Source organism: Mycobacterium helveticum, assembly GCF_007714205.1.
Taxonomy (GTDB): domain Bacteria; phylum Actinomycetota; class Actinomycetes; order Mycobacteriales; family Mycobacteriaceae; genus Mycobacterium; species Mycobacterium helveticum.
In genome coordinates this window covers 1-15,988 of sequence record NZ_VMQU01000120.1, presented here as the reverse complement: position 1 = coordinate 15,988, position 15,988 = coordinate 1, and the positions used below count along the sequence as shown (strand labels likewise).

The 15,988-nt window shown below is 70.4% G+C and carries 16 protein-coding genes, 1 tRNA gene and 1 pseudogene; 12 read left to right on the top strand and 6 right to left on the bottom strand.

The window, feature by feature from the left end:
- The 4 genes and pseudogenes from FPZ47_RS21910 to FPZ47_RS21895 all read left to right on the top strand — a co-directional run.
- Nucleotides 1-277, top strand: a pseudogene (locus tag FPZ47_RS21910) (Hsp70 family protein); the annotation flags it as partial.
- Between the two features lie 136 nt (nt 278-413).
- Nucleotides 414-1,733, top strand: coding sequence for a DUF7159 family protein (locus FPZ47_RS21905; RefSeq protein ID WP_145039590.1), 1,320 nt, complete (start codon nt 414-416; stop codon nt 1,731-1,733).
- 9 nt (nt 1,734-1,742) lie between these two features.
- A complete protein-coding gene (locus tag FPZ47_RS21900; protein WP_144957323.1) occupies nt 1,743-2,138 on the top strand; it encodes a hypothetical protein in 396 nt (131 codons plus the stop codon).
- Between the two features lie 42 nt (nt 2,139-2,180).
- Nucleotides 2,181-3,200, top strand: coding sequence for an NADP-dependent oxidoreductase (locus FPZ47_RS21895; RefSeq protein ID WP_144957320.1), 1,020 nt, complete (start codon nt 2,181-2,183; stop codon nt 3,198-3,200).
- A 4-nt stretch (nt 3,201-3,204) separates the two neighbouring features.
- On the opposite strand, the gene FPZ47_RS21890 is transcribed toward FPZ47_RS21895, so the two are convergent.
- Complete coding sequence (locus tag FPZ47_RS21890) at nt 3,205-3,777, bottom strand: hypothetical protein (protein ID WP_144957317.1); 573 nt, start codon at nt 3,775-3,777, stop codon at nt 3,205-3,207.
- 418 nt (nt 3,778-4,195) lie between these two features.
- Between FPZ47_RS21890 and FPZ47_RS21885 the strand changes: the two genes are divergently transcribed.
- Nucleotides 4,196-5,035: a glycoside hydrolase family 16 protein gene (locus tag FPZ47_RS21885; protein WP_144955910.1), complete on the top strand. Its 840-nt coding sequence runs from the start codon at nt 4,196-4,198 to the stop codon at nt 5,033-5,035.
- A gap of 3 nt (nt 5,036-5,038) precedes the next feature.
- Here the strand turns inward: FPZ47_RS21885 and FPZ47_RS21880 are convergent, their stop codons facing one another.
- Complete coding sequence (locus tag FPZ47_RS21880; protein ID WP_144955907.1) at nt 5,039-6,586, bottom strand: glycosyltransferase family 39 protein; 1,548 nt, start codon at nt 6,584-6,586, stop codon at nt 5,039-5,041.
- Between the two features lie 59 nt (nt 6,587-6,645).
- On the opposite strand from FPZ47_RS21880, the gene FPZ47_RS21875 reads away from it, so the two are divergent.
- From FPZ47_RS21875 to FPZ47_RS21865, 3 genes are all read left to right on the top strand, one after another.
- Entirely contained in the window at nt 6,646-6,951 is a 306-nt protein-coding gene (locus FPZ47_RS21875) for a hypothetical protein (RefSeq protein ID WP_144955905.1), read from the top strand.
- A 1,084-nt stretch (nt 6,952-8,035) separates the two neighbouring features.
- Nucleotides 8,036-8,689 carry a GAP family protein gene (locus tag FPZ47_RS21870; RefSeq protein WP_168209535.1) on the top strand — a complete coding sequence of 218 codons (654 nt, stop codon included), beginning with the start codon at nt 8,036-8,038 and terminating at the stop codon, nt 8,687-8,689.
- A 24-nt stretch (nt 8,690-8,713) separates the two neighbouring features.
- Nucleotides 8,714-9,385, top strand: a complete 672-nt coding sequence (locus FPZ47_RS21865) for a GAP family protein (protein ID WP_144955902.1) — start codon at nt 8,714-8,716, stop codon at nt 9,383-9,385.
- Here the strand turns inward: FPZ47_RS21865 and FPZ47_RS21860 are convergent.
- Nucleotides 9,373-10,098, bottom strand: a complete 726-nt coding sequence (locus FPZ47_RS21860; protein WP_144955899.1) for a hypothetical protein — start codon at nt 10,096-10,098, stop codon at nt 9,373-9,375. The genes FPZ47_RS21865 and FPZ47_RS21860 overlap by 13 nt on opposite strands.
- 339 nt (nt 10,099-10,437) lie before the next feature.
- On the opposite strand from FPZ47_RS21860, the gene FPZ47_RS21855 reads away from it, so the two are divergent.
- Complete coding sequence (locus FPZ47_RS21855) at nt 10,438-12,219, top strand: sensor domain-containing protein (protein WP_246133565.1); 1,782 nt, start codon at nt 10,438-10,440, stop codon at nt 12,217-12,219.
- 19 nt (nt 12,220-12,238) lie between these two features.
- Here the strand turns inward: FPZ47_RS21855 and FPZ47_RS21850 are convergent, their stop codons facing one another.
- The 3 genes from FPZ47_RS21850 to FPZ47_RS21835 form a co-directional block, all read right to left on the bottom strand.
- Nucleotides 12,239-12,775, bottom strand: a complete 537-nt coding sequence (locus tag FPZ47_RS21850; protein ID WP_144955896.1) for a hypothetical protein — start codon at nt 12,773-12,775, stop codon at nt 12,239-12,241.
- A 78-nt stretch (nt 12,776-12,853) separates the two neighbouring features.
- Nucleotides 12,854-12,927, bottom strand: a tRNA-Gly gene (locus FPZ47_RS21845).
- A gap of 438 nt (nt 12,928-13,365) precedes the next feature.
- On the bottom strand, nt 13,366-13,713 hold the full coding sequence (locus tag FPZ47_RS21835; RefSeq protein WP_144955890.1) for a Fic family protein: 348 nt from the start codon (nt 13,711-13,713) through the stop codon (nt 13,366-13,368).
- 141 nt (nt 13,714-13,854) lie between these two features.
- Between FPZ47_RS21835 and FPZ47_RS21830 the strand changes: the two genes are divergently transcribed.
- The 3 genes from FPZ47_RS21830 to FPZ47_RS21820 form a co-directional block, all read left to right on the top strand.
- Entirely contained in the window at nt 13,855-14,499 is a 645-nt protein-coding gene (locus FPZ47_RS21830; protein WP_144955887.1) for a VldE C-terminal domain-containing protein, read from the top strand.
- A 36-nt stretch (nt 14,500-14,535) separates the two neighbouring features.
- The gene (gene dcd, locus FPZ47_RS21825; protein ID WP_144955884.1) at nt 14,536-15,108 is read left to right on the top strand and encodes a dCTP deaminase; all 573 of its coding nucleotides are present in this window, start codon (nt 14,536-14,538) and stop codon (nt 15,106-15,108) included.
- Between the two features lie 132 nt (nt 15,109-15,240).
- Nucleotides 15,241-15,988: DUF7159 family protein (locus tag FPZ47_RS21820; protein WP_428321250.1), on the top strand; the 748-nt coding region annotated here is incomplete at its 3' end.

Genomic DNA, 15,988 nt, shown 5'->3' with positions numbered 1-15,988 from the left:
GCCCCCGCCGCCGCCGCGGACCCACCCGCCGGCCGCGACGACACCTTCGGAGACGGTTCCACCCAGCCCGACCGAGACGCCCACGGCGGCACTGCCGCCACCGCCCACGTCGGAGACGCCGACCACGACGCCGGTGCCGATGACGACGCAGTGGATCCACGTCCCGCTGCTGCCGATGCCGATCCCGGTGCCGGTGCCGGCGAACCAGGTTCCTCAGAACCCGGCCCCGCAGTACCCGGGCGCCGGGCAGAACCCGTTCCTGGGTCCTGGCTACTGATCGCATCGCCGCGGCGCCGCATCTCACAAGCAGCTCACAGGCGCCCCCGGGTCACACGGGGGTAGCGTGGGAGCAACGATTTGGGGGTGTGCGTCCGGCGCGCCCGCAGCGAGGTCTGGAGGACCTGGAGGCGCAAGTGGACATCGTGCTCGGGGTGTCAATGGCTCCCACGACCGTCCGGTTGTTGCTGATCGAGGGGGTCGACGCCGACGGCGTGACGATCGAAGAGGACACCTTCGACGTCGGCGACCCGGCGGCGTCCGGTGCGGTCGAGCAGGTGATCGCGGCCATCGACGGCACCCGGGAGGGCGCGATCGAGGGCGGCTGCCGGTTGGCGTCGATCGGGGTCACCTGGAGCGACCCCGCCGAGGTCGGCGCGCTGCGCCAGGAGTTGGCCGCCCGCGAGGTGGGCGGCGTGATGCTGGTCTCGCCGCTGCTGGCCGCCGCCGCGCTGGCCCAGGCCGTGGGCCAGGCGATCGGCTACGAGCACATCGCGATGCTGTTCGTCGAACCCGACCACGCGACGCTGGCCGTCGTCGAGGTTTCCGACGGTTCGATCGTCGACCTGCACCGGCGCGTTTTGGCCAACGCCCGGCCGGAGGCGCCCCGGGAGGCCCTGGCGGCCGAACTGGCGACGATCCTCGCCGCGCTGGACGCGCGCGGATCGTGGGCCGACGGCGTGTTCCTCATCGGCTGCGGGACCGACATCGTCTCCATCAAGCCCGCCCTCGAGGCGGTGACGCCGCTCGATGTCACCGCGCCCGAGGAGCCGGACATGGCACTGGCCCGTGGGGCGGCGCTGGCGTCGGCGAACGCGCCGCTGTTCGCCTCGTCGACGGCCGCCCTGGCCTACGCCCTGGACCCGGGCACCGGAGAGATCCACCCCCGCGGGCTGACCCCGACCTACCTGGACATCAGCGCCAACGCCGACCGGGGCGCCGAGGTCCTGGCCTACAGCGCGCTGACCGACGACGACGAGGAGGCCCCGCGCCGTCGGCGCCGGCCGTTCTTGCTGACCGGCAGCGCGCTGGCGGGCATCGCCGCCGTCGCGGTCGGGGTGGTGCTGGTGTCGCTGACGTCGGACCGGCCGGCGGCCGCCGTCCAGCACAAACCGCGTGCCAGCGTCGCCACCCCGGCAAAGCAGCTCCCGGCTCAGGCCCCGGCCAAGCCGTCCCCGCGCAGTGCGCCGCCGACCGCCGCGGCCGCGGCCGTCCCGCCGGCACCCGCCCCGGCGCCCGCGCCGGTCGAGCATGCGGCACCGCACACCGCGGTGGCGGCTCCGCCACCGGCCCCGGTCCACCGCTGGCGCGCGCCCGCGCCGGTGCAGCGGGTGGTGCCCGAGGCGCCGCCCGCACCCCGGCGGCCCCCGCTGACGCTGTATCTGCACCTCCCGTTCGTCACGGTGCCGATCCCGATCAATCCGCCCGCCCCGCCACCACCGCCGCCCGGACCGTAGGAGGTCGCAGTGAGCGAGCACGGCCCATTCGGGTTCGATCCCGACGAGTTCGATCGGGTGATCCGGGACGGCACCGAGGGCCTGCGCGACGCCTTCGAGCGGATCGGCAGGTTCGTCGGCGCGCCCGGCGCGCCCGGCGCCCGGGCGGGCTGGTCGGCGATCTTCGAGGACCTCGCCGGGCGGAACCGTTCCGCGCCCGAGACCGCCGGCGAGGCCGGTGACGGCGTGTGGGCCGTCTACACGGTGGACGCCGACGGCGGGGCCCGCGTCGAGCAGGTCTATGCCACCGAGCTCGACGCGCTGCGGGCGAACAAGGACAATCTCGACCCGCGGCGCAGGGTGCGCTTTCTGCCGTATGGCATCGCGGTGAGCGTCCTCGACGGCGATTCGGACTCACCGGGTTAAACGACGTTCCGGCGCGTGGGCCGGGCCTGTAGTTTCTGCTTCGTGCCCGACTTGCCGAACCGTCAGATCCTGTTGCGTCGCCGCCCGACCGGGCTGGTCCGGCTTGACGACACCGAGCTGGTCACCACGCCGGCGCCCGAGCCCGCGGCGGGGGAGGCGCTGATCCGCACCACCTACGTCGGCATCGACGCCGCCGCCCGCACCTGGCTGGACGACCAGCCCAGTTATCTGCCGCCGGTGCAGTTGGGCGAGGTCATCCGGGCCGCCGGCATCGGCGAGGTCGTGACGTCGCGCTGTGACGCCTTCGCCGTCGGCGACGTCGTCACCACGCTGACCGGCTTCTCCGAGTACGCGATCATCCGCGACGACATGTTCAGCACCCCCATCCCCGGCGAGGACGACCAGCTCGCGATCATGTCGGTGTACGGCCCGACCGGTGCCACCGCCTACTTCGGCATGACCGACATCGGCCGGCCGCGTCCCGGGGAGACGGTGGTGGTCTCGGCGGCCGCCGGCGCCACCGGCTCGGTGGCCGGGCAGATCGCCAAGATCGCGGGGGCCCGGGTGGTGGGCATCGCGGGCGGTCCCGAAAAGTGCACGGCGGTGGTCGAGGACTTCGGCTTCGACGCGTGCATCGACTACAAGAACGACGACCTGGCCGCGGCGCTCAAAGAGCACTGCCCGCGACGCGTCGACGTGTACTTCGACAATGTCGGCGGGCCCATCCTCGACGCGGTGCTGGGCCGGCTGGCCACCCGGGCGCGCGTGGTGCTGTGCGGTGTCATCTCCAGTTACCTGACCGGTGAGCACCCGGGCCCGGCGAACTACGTCAACCTGTTGTCCAAGACGGCGCTGATGCAGGGCTTCAACGCCCTCGACCAGTGGGGCCGCTTCGATGAGGCGTTCGCCGCGCTGCGCCGGTGGGAGGCCGACGGCCTGCTCCGGCACCGGGAGACCATCTTCGAGGGCATCGAGTCGTGCGTCGACGCCCTCAACGGGCTGTTCACCGGCGTCAACGTCGGCAAGACGCTGGTCAAGCTGAGCGAACCCACGTCCCGGTAGGGCCCTAGCTTTCTCCCAGGACCCGGTGCAGCGCCTTCTTCGCGTCGGTCAGGGCCGCCAGGACGTCGGCGCGGACCTCGGCGAGCCGCTGCTTCTGCTCGCCGGTGCCGGTCCAGGTGATCGTGCGGGTCAGGCCGGCCAGTTCGAACAGCTCCCGGCGGATCTTGAACGCATCGCCGAACTTGGCCGCCCGCCCCAGGAAGGCGTGCGCCGCCTCGCTGCTGACGCCCCGCCAGGCGAGCAGGTTTTCGCCCAGTTCGGTCAGGGTGGCCACGCCGTCGTGGACGGTGACCATGCCCCGCCCGGCCAGCAGCCCGATCGCGAGCTCCGCCAGGTCCTGCGGCGGGGTGAACGCGCCCCCGGTCGCCTCGGACACCCGCTGCACGATCTGCGCGGCGTCGGCCGGCCCGTCGAGCAGCATCGCCGCGCTGACGAACGCCGCGCGCTTGAGGCCATGGCGGCCGCCGGGCCCGAAGCCGTGCCCGCCCCGGCCGCCGCCGAAACCGCCTTTGCCCGAGCGCGGACCCCCGAAGCCGGGGCCCCCGAAGCCGGGGCCCCCGAGAAATCCACCAAACATGTCCATATCTCCTTGTCTATCTGACCATCAATCTCCTTGATACCACCGCCGGCGATGATGTCAAGCAACTTGATGGTTGCGCGCGGAGCCAGTGGCGGCATGCAACAAAAGGCTTTGTGGTGCAACGTGTTCAGGATCTGCTATGGCCGACGTTAGATCGTCGGTCCTGCGCCGGAGCCGGGTCTCGGGCCCCGCGGGGCCCGAGACGCTCGCCGCCCGGGATCCGGCCGTCGCGGCGCCCGGCAAACCCGGCGCGGCGTCGTTGCCCGCCGCCGCGGCCGGCGGCGGACGTGCCGTGACGCGGCGGGGCGAGATGCGGTGTGCCCCCGCCGCGTGGTTTCATAACACCGTTTGCAATGGTGCATAGGGGGAATGTCGGAATATGGCGTTCCGGCTTGCGGATGGGTGGTGTCTGGGAATGGATCGTCGCAGCATGTTGACGACGGGGATCGGCATGCTGGCGGCCGCGGCCGCCGCCTCGGTCCGTCTGCCGGCGGCCGAGGCGCATCCGGCGCCGCCCTCGGCGCCCGCCCAGGCCTCCGGGGGGCCCTACATCTTCCAGGACGAGTTCGACGGCCCGGCGGGCTCGGGACCGGATCCGGCCAAGTGGACGGTGCAGACCTGGCAGGACGACGTGTTCCCGCCGGTCGACGGGATATACCGCGACGACCGACAAAACGTGTACCTCGACGGCAAATCCAACCTCGTCCTGTGCGCCACCAACGACTTCGGCACCTACTACACCGGCAAACTGCGCGGCAACTTCCGCAGCATGATCAACCAGACCTGGGAGTCGCGCGTCAAGCTGGACTGTCTGTTCCCCGGTCTGTGGCCCTCTTTCTGGGCCGTCAACGAGGACCCGCTGCCCGACGGTGAGGTCGACATCTTCGAGTGGTACGGCAACGGCAGCTGGCCCGCGGGCACCACGGTCCACGCGGCGTCCAACGGCAAGACCTGGGAGGGCAGGTCGATTCCCGGGCTGGTCGACGGCGCGTGGCACACGTGGCGGATGCATTGGGGGGAAAACGGATTCCAGTTCTGGCGCGACTACGTCGACGGCGCCAAGCCGTACTTCAGCGTCCCCAACAAGCCGATTCCGGTGCACGGCAACCCGGACGACAAGCGCTGGCCGTTCAACAATCCCGGCTATTGGCTGACTCCCATGTACACGCTGGCGGTCGGCGGGGTCGGCGCCGGGGACCCCGCGATGGGCACGTTCCCGTGCACCATGCTCATCGACTACATCCGCATCTGGTAGGCGTCAGCGCCGCGCTTCGATCACCTGGACCAGGTTGAACTGCCAGCGCTCGACGAGGCGGAAGCCCAGCTCGCGGGGCACCGCGAAGGCCGGCGTCGGCCCGTAGCGCTGACCCGGCGGCAGCGCGGGCCCCTGCTCGTGAGCGGGCCGCGAGTCGTCGGCCTCGGTGATGATCCACACGACGCCGCAATGGCTCAAGGGCCCGGCGACGACCTCCGGGATGAGGTTGGTGTCGAAGACGTCGTGGCGGTCCGTCGCCCGTTGCCACAGGGTGAGGTCGACCAGCTTCCGGTAGGCATCGGGGCGCGCCGCCAGCAACGGGCGCATCGGGGCGGGCATGAACGTCACCGTGTCGTTGACGAGCAGGCAATCACCCGGCGCCGTCCGCGCGGCGATCAGGTCGGCCACCTGGCTGTAGTCCATGCCGTACTTGGCATACGGGTTGCGTTGCACCAGAATGTAGTTCGGCACGGCAACTACGGCGAACAGTCCGACCAGTACCGCCGCGTGCCAAGGCTTGGCGGCCACCGCCGCGGCGCTGGCGCCCAGGACCAGGGCCACCGCCGGTGCGGTGAAAGACAGATAGCGCGGCGTGTAGACCGGGTGAACCACCGCCGACCAGGACACGATCGCGGCGGTCGGCAGCACCACCCAGGCGGCCGCCAGGGTCAACAACTGCCGATCCGCCGGCCGCGGCGTGCGCAGCCAGACGGCGATCGCGGCCGCGACGAGCAGGCCTGCCAACACCGCGAACTGGGGATTCCTCTCGAAATACTGCTGCACCACCACGTCTTCGAACGTCCGGCGCCCGATCGGTGCGATCCAGCTGATCTGGTGCACCTGCCCGGCGGCCAGGACCAGAAACGGCGCCGTCGCACAGCCCGCCAGCGCCGAGGCGGCGGCGAACCGCGCCAGGGCGGTCCGCCCGCGCGGGAACGCGACGACGAAGGCCGCGTGCGCCAGCACCAGCAGCGCCAGGTACACGTCGAGCACGATCGAAACCGCTTGCGCGACAGCGTAAAGAAACCAGACCCGCGCGTCGCCACGGCGCGTGGCGTGCAGCAGCAACACCGTCAGCCACACCGCGGCCATCATGGAAACGGCGTAGGGCCGGGCCTCGACGCCCGCCCAGGTCGAGCGGGGCAGGATCGCGCAGAACACGCCGGAGGCCACGGCGGCGGTGCGCGACGAGAGCTGCCTGCCGAGCACCACCACCCCGGCCGCCGCGCCGCCGACGGCCAAACCGCTCGGCGCACGCGACCAGAACTCCGTGGGCCCAAAGATGGCGAACCAACCGTGCATGAGCAGGTAGTACAGGCCGTGCACGGCGTCGACGTTGCCCAGCATCCGCCACAACTGGGCCGGCGAGCGGCTGTAGGCGGCCGAGATGGTCGCCGCCTCGTCGTACCAGAAGGACGGGCGGCCGGCGCCGATCAGGCTGACCGCCGCGGCCAGCGCCCCGACCAACAGCGGATCCAGCGCGGCCGGTAACGGCCACCGCCGGCCGCCCCGGAGCGAGGCGCGCGGGTGCGGTGACGGCTCGCCGGACATCACCGCTATGTTGCCATGCGCGCGGCGCGGCCCCACGTATTCGAACGTATGATCGACCAATGGGCCAGCTCGGGTCGATCGGGTACAACGGGCAGCCGGTCCGCAGCCCGTTGCGGGTGGTGCGGCCGCCGGTCGCGGTGCTCGTGGACCTGACGGCGCTGTTCCCGCGTGAACCGCACCGCTGCGGCCGGTACCAGCCCAACGGCCTGCAGCTGCACAAGGTCGTCGAGGGCCGGCTGAGCTGCTGGGGCATCTGCGAGCAGGGCGACTGGTGGGGGCTGGTCACCTACCCCGTCGCCTACGGCGCCACGCAGAGCACCGTGACGCACTGGGTGCCGGCCTGGATGCTGCGCCGCGGAGGCTAGCCAGCGCCCGTGATCCCAGCGTGAGCACCGTCGCCTTCTCATGCGTCTGTCCCCGGTGGGGGAGCGGCAGGTGCGGGCCCGGGCCCCCGACGTCGATCCTCTTTTCGCCGCTGGTGGTCAGTGATGAAGGTCGATGCCGAAGTCGAAGGCGGCCTGCTGTGGTAACGCTGCGCAGCCAGTGCACACTCGCAGTGGATCTCAACGCCGGCCACGTCGATGCCGCCGTCGTTGATCCGCACGGCAACGTCATCGGCGCTCCCGACCGGTTCGACTTCGCCGTTACCGGTCCCACCTCCCACCTCCCACCGCGACGCCCAGGTCCGCCATGTCATCACCCGGCTCATTCACCTCGCCGCTGAGCATGGCTGCGCATCTATCAGTATCGAGGACCTGGGCTTCGACGAGGCACGCAACACCGGTCGCGAAACCATGGGCCGCGGCCGCCGGGGCAAACGCTTCCGACCCGACCGTCGACGGCCACCGCGCCGCCGCGGTGGTGATCGGCAGGAGAAGTCTCGGCCACCGTGCCCGGCGCAAGCCTGTCGGACCCGTCACGCGACAGAGGACGCGCGACGGCCAGCCGCCCAGGCCAGCCCCACGGCGATCCCCGTCTTCTCGCTCGCGTGTCACCGCAACGCCGAAGGCGCACGACGCCGCAGGCCCACCGGACCGATAGAACACACGCCAGCGCCGCCAACACCATTCGGGCGGCAGAGCACCCGGAGACGAGCCACACACTCACTCCCGCTCACTCAACAGGAACGGTTGGTTACCGCAGGACGGACTGTTCTGCTGGAGTGGATCGCGGGTCTAGCGGGAGAGCCGGCGTCCCTGCACGTACGTCTCGGCGACGGAAGACTCGCGCGTACCCATCAGCACTGCGAACAGGGTCGGGTCGGCCGCCGCCGTGGCGTCGCCGGAACCCACCCCGTGGGCGACGCGTCGGTGACCAGCGGGGTGCCGGCGAGGTGAAAGATGTGCCCGAGATGGATTTCTGCCACGCGCCTCCCCAGCTGCGGGTTCATCATGCCCAAGCGGGGCGCCAATGCGATGATTGCTGCCCGTGGCACAAACTTCGGGCTCCGTGCTGACCGCGCTCGTTGCGCTGGCGCTGGTCATCGCGGTCTCCCCCATCACGGTCATTCCGGCGGTCCTGGTCCTGCACGCCTCCCGGCCGCGTCCCGTGGGCCTCGCCTTCCTCAGCGGCTGGGTGCTGGGCCTGATGGCGGTCACCGCGGCGTTCGTCGCGAGCTCCGACCTGATCGGCGACCTGCGCAAGTCGCCGCCGGCCTGGGCGTCCTGGCTGCGCGTGGTGCTGGGGTCGGCGCTGGTCCTTTTCGGTGTCTACCGCTGGGTGACCCGGCACCGCCAGGGCAGCATGCCCGGCTGGATGCGCTCGTTCTCCAAGCTGACCCCGGTGCGCGCCGGGTTGACCGGGGCGCTGCTCGTGGTGATACGCCCCGAGGTCCTGATCCTGTCCGCGGCCGCCGGCCTGGCCGTCGGCAGCAGCACCCTGGGTGTCGCGGACGGGTTCGCCGCCGCCGCGCTGTTCGTCGTCATCTCCGCGTCCACGGTGGCCCTGCCCATCCTGGCCTACGTCGGCGCCGGTGACCGCCTCGACGACACGCTGGAGCGGCTCAAGGCCTGGATGGAGAAAAACCATGCCGCGATGATGGCGGTGATCCTGGTGCTGATCGGTTTCATGGTTATTTACAACGGAATTCACGCTTTGCGGTGACCGGCTGTGGCAGGATTCCCGCCCATGGCAGGTAGCTGGGGTTCCGTGCTGACCGCGCTGGTTCCGCTGGGGCTGGTCATCGCGCTCTCGCCGGTCACGGTCATACCGGCGGTTCTGGTGCTGCAGGCCCCGCGGCGGCGGCCCAGCAGCCTCACGTTCCTGGCCGGCTGGCTGGTGGGCCTGGCCGCGCTGACGGCGCTCTCCGTGGCGGCCTCCGGTCTGCTGGGCGGACTGCACAAGTCCCCGCCGCCCTGGGCGTCGTGGCTGCGCGTGGTCATGGGGTCCGCCCTCATCGTCCTGGGCGTCTACCGGTGGCTGGCCAGGCATCGTCACACCGATTCGCCGTCGTGGATGCGGTCATTCGCCACCATCACGCCGGGGCGGGCGGGGGTGACGGGGTGCGTGCTGGCGGCCGCCCGCCCCGACGTGTCCTTGTTGTGCGTGTCGGCCGGACTGGCCATCGGCACCAGCGGGCTGGGTCTGATCGGCGACTGGATCGCCGCCGCGTTCTTCGTCGTCGTCGCCGCCTCGACGGTCGCGATCCCGGTCCTGGCCTACGCCGCCGCCGGCCGCCGACTCGACGGCACGTTGGCACGGCTGAAAACGTGGATGGACGAGAACAACGCCGCGCTGCTCGCGGTGGTCCTCGTCGTGATCGGAGCGATGGTGCTGCACAACGGAATTCAAGAATTGTAGCCGCCGTCGGAGAGGCCCGCGTCCACTTCGAGCCGATTGGCCGTGCCAAGGACCCACTCACGGAACAGTTCTCGCCCGTAGTCGACAATCATGCCCGCATAGCCCTTGGCCGCCCACTGCCGGCAGTGGATCTCCTCGTGGTGCAGCAGCCGGTCGAGGTCGGGGTTGTGCCGGCTGGATCTGATGATGCGGCGCAACTGTTCGGCGGGGTCAGCGACCCTGCCGGCGTTGATCATGAAGATGTCGCCCCAGGTGGTACCGCCACGCCGGCTGAACTGACGCTGGATCCAGTTGCCGCCCAGGCCCATCAGCATGCCGTTGGGGGTGGTGACCAGGCGACCCCCGTTGCGGTGCACGAACCCGACGTCGCGGGCGTAGCTCCAGCCGTTGCGGCTCTGCCGGTTGAAGATTCGCCACACCTCGGCGGCGCTGTAGGGCGTCTCGGGGAAGTCGGCGGGCCGCCTACCCGCCGCGCCGTAGCCGGTGCCCGCATTGAGGACGTAGGTCAGCAGCACCGCGTCGCGGGCGTCGTCGCCGCCGGTGGACCGCGGGATCAGGAAGAACGACTTGCCGTGGGGGTCGCGGATCTCCTCCATTCCCTCCAGAAGGTGAAAGCCGGCGGGCGGGATGCGTGGCGCGATGCCGGCGACGACCTCCGGCGGCACACTGCACCGGGCGGCGTTGTCGAGCCATTGCCTGGCGTAATCGTCCATCGGCCCTTCCTCGCAGAACTTGCTGGCAGCCCTGCGCCCGTTCGGGTGGATCGAATGAACGGGCGGCCCTGGCGACGCGTGCGCGGTGTCAAAGAAATCACCCGGGACCGGGCACCCTGGACCGGGCACCCTGGACCGGGAACTGTTCGACACCATCGCCGCGACGCCCGTTACGGATAGTCGTCACCGACGCCTATTTCGCATCGGGTCATTGCCGATCGATCCAACAAACCCCAGACTGTACTTGCGCTCGCGCACCCGGGCCGAGGGTGGAGCAGGGGAACGAGAGCTGCAGGTTGTTGACGAATCCGCGGGGCGAGGCCGAGGGGAGGTGCCGCGGTGGCCGCTGAACCCACCGGGCCGGCATCTGTCCGATCGGGCGAGCGACATCCGGCGGGCCGCGTGCGGCGGCAACTCGCCGAGTTGATGACCACCCGCGATCAGGTGGGGCAACTGCTGCGGGCCGTGGTCGCCGCCTCCGCCGCTCGCGGGCAGGCTGAGGCGGAGCGGGAGTTCCGGCGCATCGTCGACGACAGCCCCGTCGCGATCTGTGTCCACGCCGACGGGCGCTTCCGCTACGTCAACGACACCATGGTGCGGGAGATGGCGGCCGAATCCGCCGATCAGCTGCTGGGGCACCGCATCATCGACTTCGTGGCGCCGCAATCGGTTCCCACGGTGCTCGGCCGGATCGCAGCCCGCCCACGTGACGGGGATATCTCACCGCCCGTGGAGATGGTGATCCTGCCGTTGGACGGGACGGCCCGCGCGGTGGAGGCGGTCGCAGTCCGGGCGCAGTGGCGGGGCAGACCGGCCCACCAGGTCGCGTTCTGGGATGTGACCGCACACAAGACCGCCGAGGCGAACCTGCGCTTCCAGGCGGCGCTGGTCACCCACGTCAGCGATGCCATCATCGCCACCACCCTGACCGGCGCGGTCACCAGCTGGAACCCGGCGGCCGAAGCCATCTACGGCCGCTCCGCGGTGCAGGCGCTCGGTCGCCCGGTCCGCGAGGCGGTCGGCGCCGCCCTGGACCCGGCCGTCATCATCGCCGCCGGGGGCGTCGTGCACACCAGCCACCGCGCCGCCGACGGTTCGCCCCTGGCGGTGCGGGTGTCGGCGTCCCGGATGGACGCCGGATACGTCGTGGTGTGCGCCGACCAGACCGCGCTGCGGCGCGCCGAACAGCATTTCCAGACCGTCGTGGCGTCCCTGGAGGAGGGCGTGATCGTCATCTCCTCCGAGGGAATGGTCGAATCGGTGAACCCGGCGGTGCTGCGAATACTGGGTGTGCCGACGGGAGTCGACGTGGCCGAGGCGGCCACGGTACCGATCTACGACAGGGACGGCCGGCTGCTTTTCACCGATCGGCGTCCGGTGCTCCCGACCCTGAAAACCAGCCCGAGGCGTGGCGGCGTCTACGGAGTGGACCGCCTCGACGACGGGCGACGGGTCTGGCTGTCCGTGACGTGGTCGCTGCTCGATCCCGCCGATCCCGACGGTTCGTCGGTCCTGGTGTCGTTCGCCGACGTCACCGAGCAACACACCAGGTACCAGCGTCTCGTCCATCGGGCGACACACGACCACGTGACCGGGCTGCCCAACCGCGCCCACATACTGGACCTGGTCACCGACGCGCTGGAAACCGGAGGTCACCGGTTGGGCGCGGTGCTGTTCATCGACCTCGACAAATTCAAGAGGGTCAACGACGCGTTCGGGCATCACGCCGGCGACGCCGTGCTGCGGGTCGCCGCCGAACGCCTGCGGAAAACGTTGCGCCCCGACGACGTGATCGGACGCGTCGGTGGCGACGAGTTCGTCGCACTGCTGGCCGGCCCGATCGAGCCCGCCGAGGCGGATGTTGTCGCCGTGCGGCTGCAGGGTGCGCTTTCCCAACCGATCTTCCTCGGGGGCGACGGTGACGGAACCCGGGATCCGAGCTGCATCAGCGCCAGCATCGGCGTCGTCTCGGTGCGGCCCGGCGAGCAGCGCGCCGCCGCCGAGATCCTGCACGACGCCGACCTCGCGATGTATCGGGCGAAGGCACAAGGACGGGTGGCCAGCCACCTCACGATGGGCGCTCTCGGTCAGCACGGACCCGTCGGCAGCCGTCGCGGGTAGCTTCGGGACCCGGCCGGCCTCAGAGCCAGCCGGTGCGGGCGGCGGCGACCGGCTCGGCGGGGGCCGGGGCCAGTTCCCCGTCCCGCACCCGCTCGAGCATCCGCTGCACCGCGGCGACGATCTCCGGGGCCGCCGCGGCCAGTGCGGTCATGTCGGCCTCGCCGACCTCGTCGGCGTCGACGCCCGCCCGGGCCAGCACGGCCGCTGGGTCGGCCAGCTGACCGGCCAGCCAGGACACCGGGTCGGCCGACAACTCCGGGACGAAATGCCGGCGTCCGGGTTCCCACCCGTTGAAGCGGGGATGGTGGTGGGCCCGGTCCAGCGTGCCCGGCGGGCTCTCGGTGGACCCGAACAGGTCCACCCGCCACACCGGCCGGTTGAAGGAGATCGGCACGCCGGCGTAGATGGACCCCTGCGGGTCACCGTGGTCGACGAGGCGCAGTTCCAGTCTGACTCCCCGTTCCGGGGTTTCCTGACCTTCGAGCGGTGACGGGTCGACGAAGAACATGTCCCCGATGACCACACCCAGGGTGTCGAATCCGAATGCTGCGAGCATCGCGCACCTTTCTCATTCCCGCTTGGGTCCCTCGTCGTCTGTGATCGAGGGTAGACCCGGGTGGTGCGCAGGTCATCGTGGAGCCGATGACGGGAATCGAACCCGCGTATTCAGCTTGGGAAGCTGATGTTCTGCCATTGAACTACATCGGCATAGTGGCATTGACCTGCGGAAACGCTCTTCAGCGTGCCTGGGGTCGGGCCTCAGTGTCACATGATGCCACAACTCGATCCAAACTCGCTCCGGCGTCCTGCAGGGCAGCAAACTGCGAGTGAGCATACAGCCGCATGGTCAGGCTGGCGTCCTTGCGCCCGCTGCACGCCGCGATCACGTGAGCACCGACAGCAGCCGGTGCTGCCCGCTGCCACGCGGGTGTTGGCCACGGTGATGGCCCTGGCGTCCGGGTCAACATCAGTCCACAGCCATCCGGCGATTTCCCCACGCCGCAGCCCCGACGGCGCCAGTTCCCAGGCGTGGGCGAGCCGGTCATCAGCGATAGCGGCCAGCAGTTTTTGAACCTCGGCCTCGGTGTAGGTGTCGACCGCTTTGTGCTGCGGTGCAAGAGACGAAAAAGCAGACGACCGTCAACGTCACGCGAACAGCGCTCGACGACCGGCGCGCTCCGTGAAAGCGTCTAGCGCGCTGAGAACTTCGGGTGAGCGCCAGGCCCGATTACGGCCCTGATCGGTGAGCTCGACGATGATTCTGGCCTCGACAAGCGGGTCCAAGTATCGGTAGACGTTGCCAATCGCGATGTGCAGTTGATCGCTGACCAGTTGAGCGTTGATCACTGGGTGTTTGATGAGCAAGTCCGCCACACGGTGCACGGCCGAGTTGCGACGGGCGGTGATCTTCGATTCCCACCCCCTCCTGATCGTTTGCAGATCATCCACCAGGTGTCGGGCATTGACGACGGCCAGGAGGTGACTTTCGTCCACTCACCGGGCGCGAACTACCGCTCGTCCGTCGTTGCGGCCGCCAGAGTAGTCGTTGAGGACGCACCGGCTCGGCGACCCCGGATGGCGAGCGCCCGATGTTTACCCTTTCGTGATAATTCGTTATCTCGTAGGGTGCGTGTCGTGGGCCGCCATCAGTTACCCAGGACCCGGCGAAAGTCGGCAACGGTCCTGGCAGCGCTGGCCGCCCCGGCCGTCGTCTTCTTAGCGGCGGGAGCGGACGCATACCCGGGCGCCGCCCCCGAGGTCGCCGCGCCGGTCGCCGCCGACGTCGCACCCGGCTGTTTCGAGGTCGTGGCCGCGATGCCGGCCCCGGGGGTACCCGGTGACGGCGCGGGCAGGAGCGCCGAGTTCGCCGCGGCGTCGCGCTGGCACCGGCAATCCCGGTTCTTGCCGGTCGGTGTCGCCTCTGAGCGGGGCCTTCAGGTCCGGACCATCCTGGTCGCCCGCGCGATCAGCGCGACCTTCCCCGAGATCCACGAAATCGGCGGGGTGCGACCGGATCCGCTGCCGTGGCATCCCAACGGCCTGGCGATCGACGTGATGATCCCCAACGCCGGCACCGCCCAGGGCATCGCACTCGGCAACCGGATCGTCGCGTTCGTGCGCCGCAACGCCCGTCGATTCGGGATGCAGGACGCGATCTGGCGCGGCGTCTACTACACGCCCGGTGGTGCGCAACCGAGCAGGCTGGGGCACTACGACCACGTCCACGTGACCACCACCGGCGGCGGGTATCCCACCGGTCGGGAGATGTACCTGCGTTGAGCCGGGGCCGTCTCCGGCGGCAGATAGGCTCTGCGGATGCTGCTCTCCGATCGTGACCTCAGGGCCGAAGTCGCCGCCGGCCGGCTGGGCGTCGACCCCTTCGACGACACCCTGGTGCAGCCCTCCAGCATCGACGTCCGCCTCGACCGCCTGTTCCGGGTGTTCAACAACACCCGCTACACCCACATCGACCCCGCCAAGCAGCAGGACGAGCTGACCAGCCTGGTCGAACCCGATCCCGGCGAACCCTTCGTGCTGCACCCGGGCGAGTTCGTGCTCGGCTCGACGCTGGAGCTGTTCGCGCTTCCCGATAACCTCGCGGGACGCCTGGAGGGCAAATCGTCGCTGGGCCGCCTGGGCCTGCTGACGCACTCGACGGCCGGGTTCATCGACCCGGGCTTCAGCGGCCACATCACGCTGGAGCTGTCCAACGTCGCCAACCTGCCGATCACCCTGTGGCCGGGGATGAAGATCGGCCAGCTGTGCATCCTGCGGCTGACCAGTCCGGCGGAACACCCCTACGGCAGTTCGAACGTGGGCTCGAAATACCAGGGCCAGCGGGGCCCCACGCCGTCGCGCTCGTATCAAAACTTCATACGAAGTTCCTAGCTTCGGCAGCACGGCCGCACAGCTTCTCCGCCGAGTATGAGCACAGCGGTCCGCGTGGTTTCTCCTCCGCCAGACCATCGTCGGCTGCGGAACTTTGGAGGATGGGTTTTGGACACCGTGCTCGGGGTGTCGATGGCACCGGCATCGATCCAGATGGTTCTGCTCGAGGGCGAGAACGCCGACGGCCCCACGATCGACGAGGACGAGTTCGGTGTCGCCGCCGCCGGCGCTCCCGATCGGGTGATCGCCGCCATCCTGGGCACCCGCGAGGGCGCGGCCGACGCGGGCCTGGAGCTGTCGTCGATCGGGGTGAGCTGGACCGACCAGCACGAGGCCGCGGCGCTGCGCGACGCGCTGGCCGCCCACCGGATCGACAACGTCATGCTCGTGTCGGCGTTCCTGGCCGCTACTGCACTGGCGCAATCTGTCGGCGGCGCAATGGGTTACGAGCGCACAGCGGTGCTGTTCGTGGAGCCCGACACCGCGACGACGGCGCTCGTGGAAACCTCCGACGGTTCCGTCGCCGACGTCCGCAAAGCCTGCATCCAGGCCGAGTCCTACGGCGAGGCCGCCGCGCAACTCGGCGAGATGGTGGCCGGGCTCGACGCATCGGAACCGGCCGCGGGTGGCCTGTTCGTGGTGGGATCGGGGGTCGACATCGCCCCGCTGCGGCCGACGCTGGCAGCGGCGACGTCGCTGGATGTGAGTGTGCCCGAGGAGCCCCGGACGGCGTTGGCCCGCGGCGCGGCGCTGGCGTCGGCGAACGCACCGTTGTTCGCCTCGTCGACCGCCGCGCTGGCCTATGCCCAGGACGCCGGCACCGGTGCGGTCGACCTCTACGCTCTGCCGGACTACCTCAGCCTCTCCGGCGTTCCCGGCG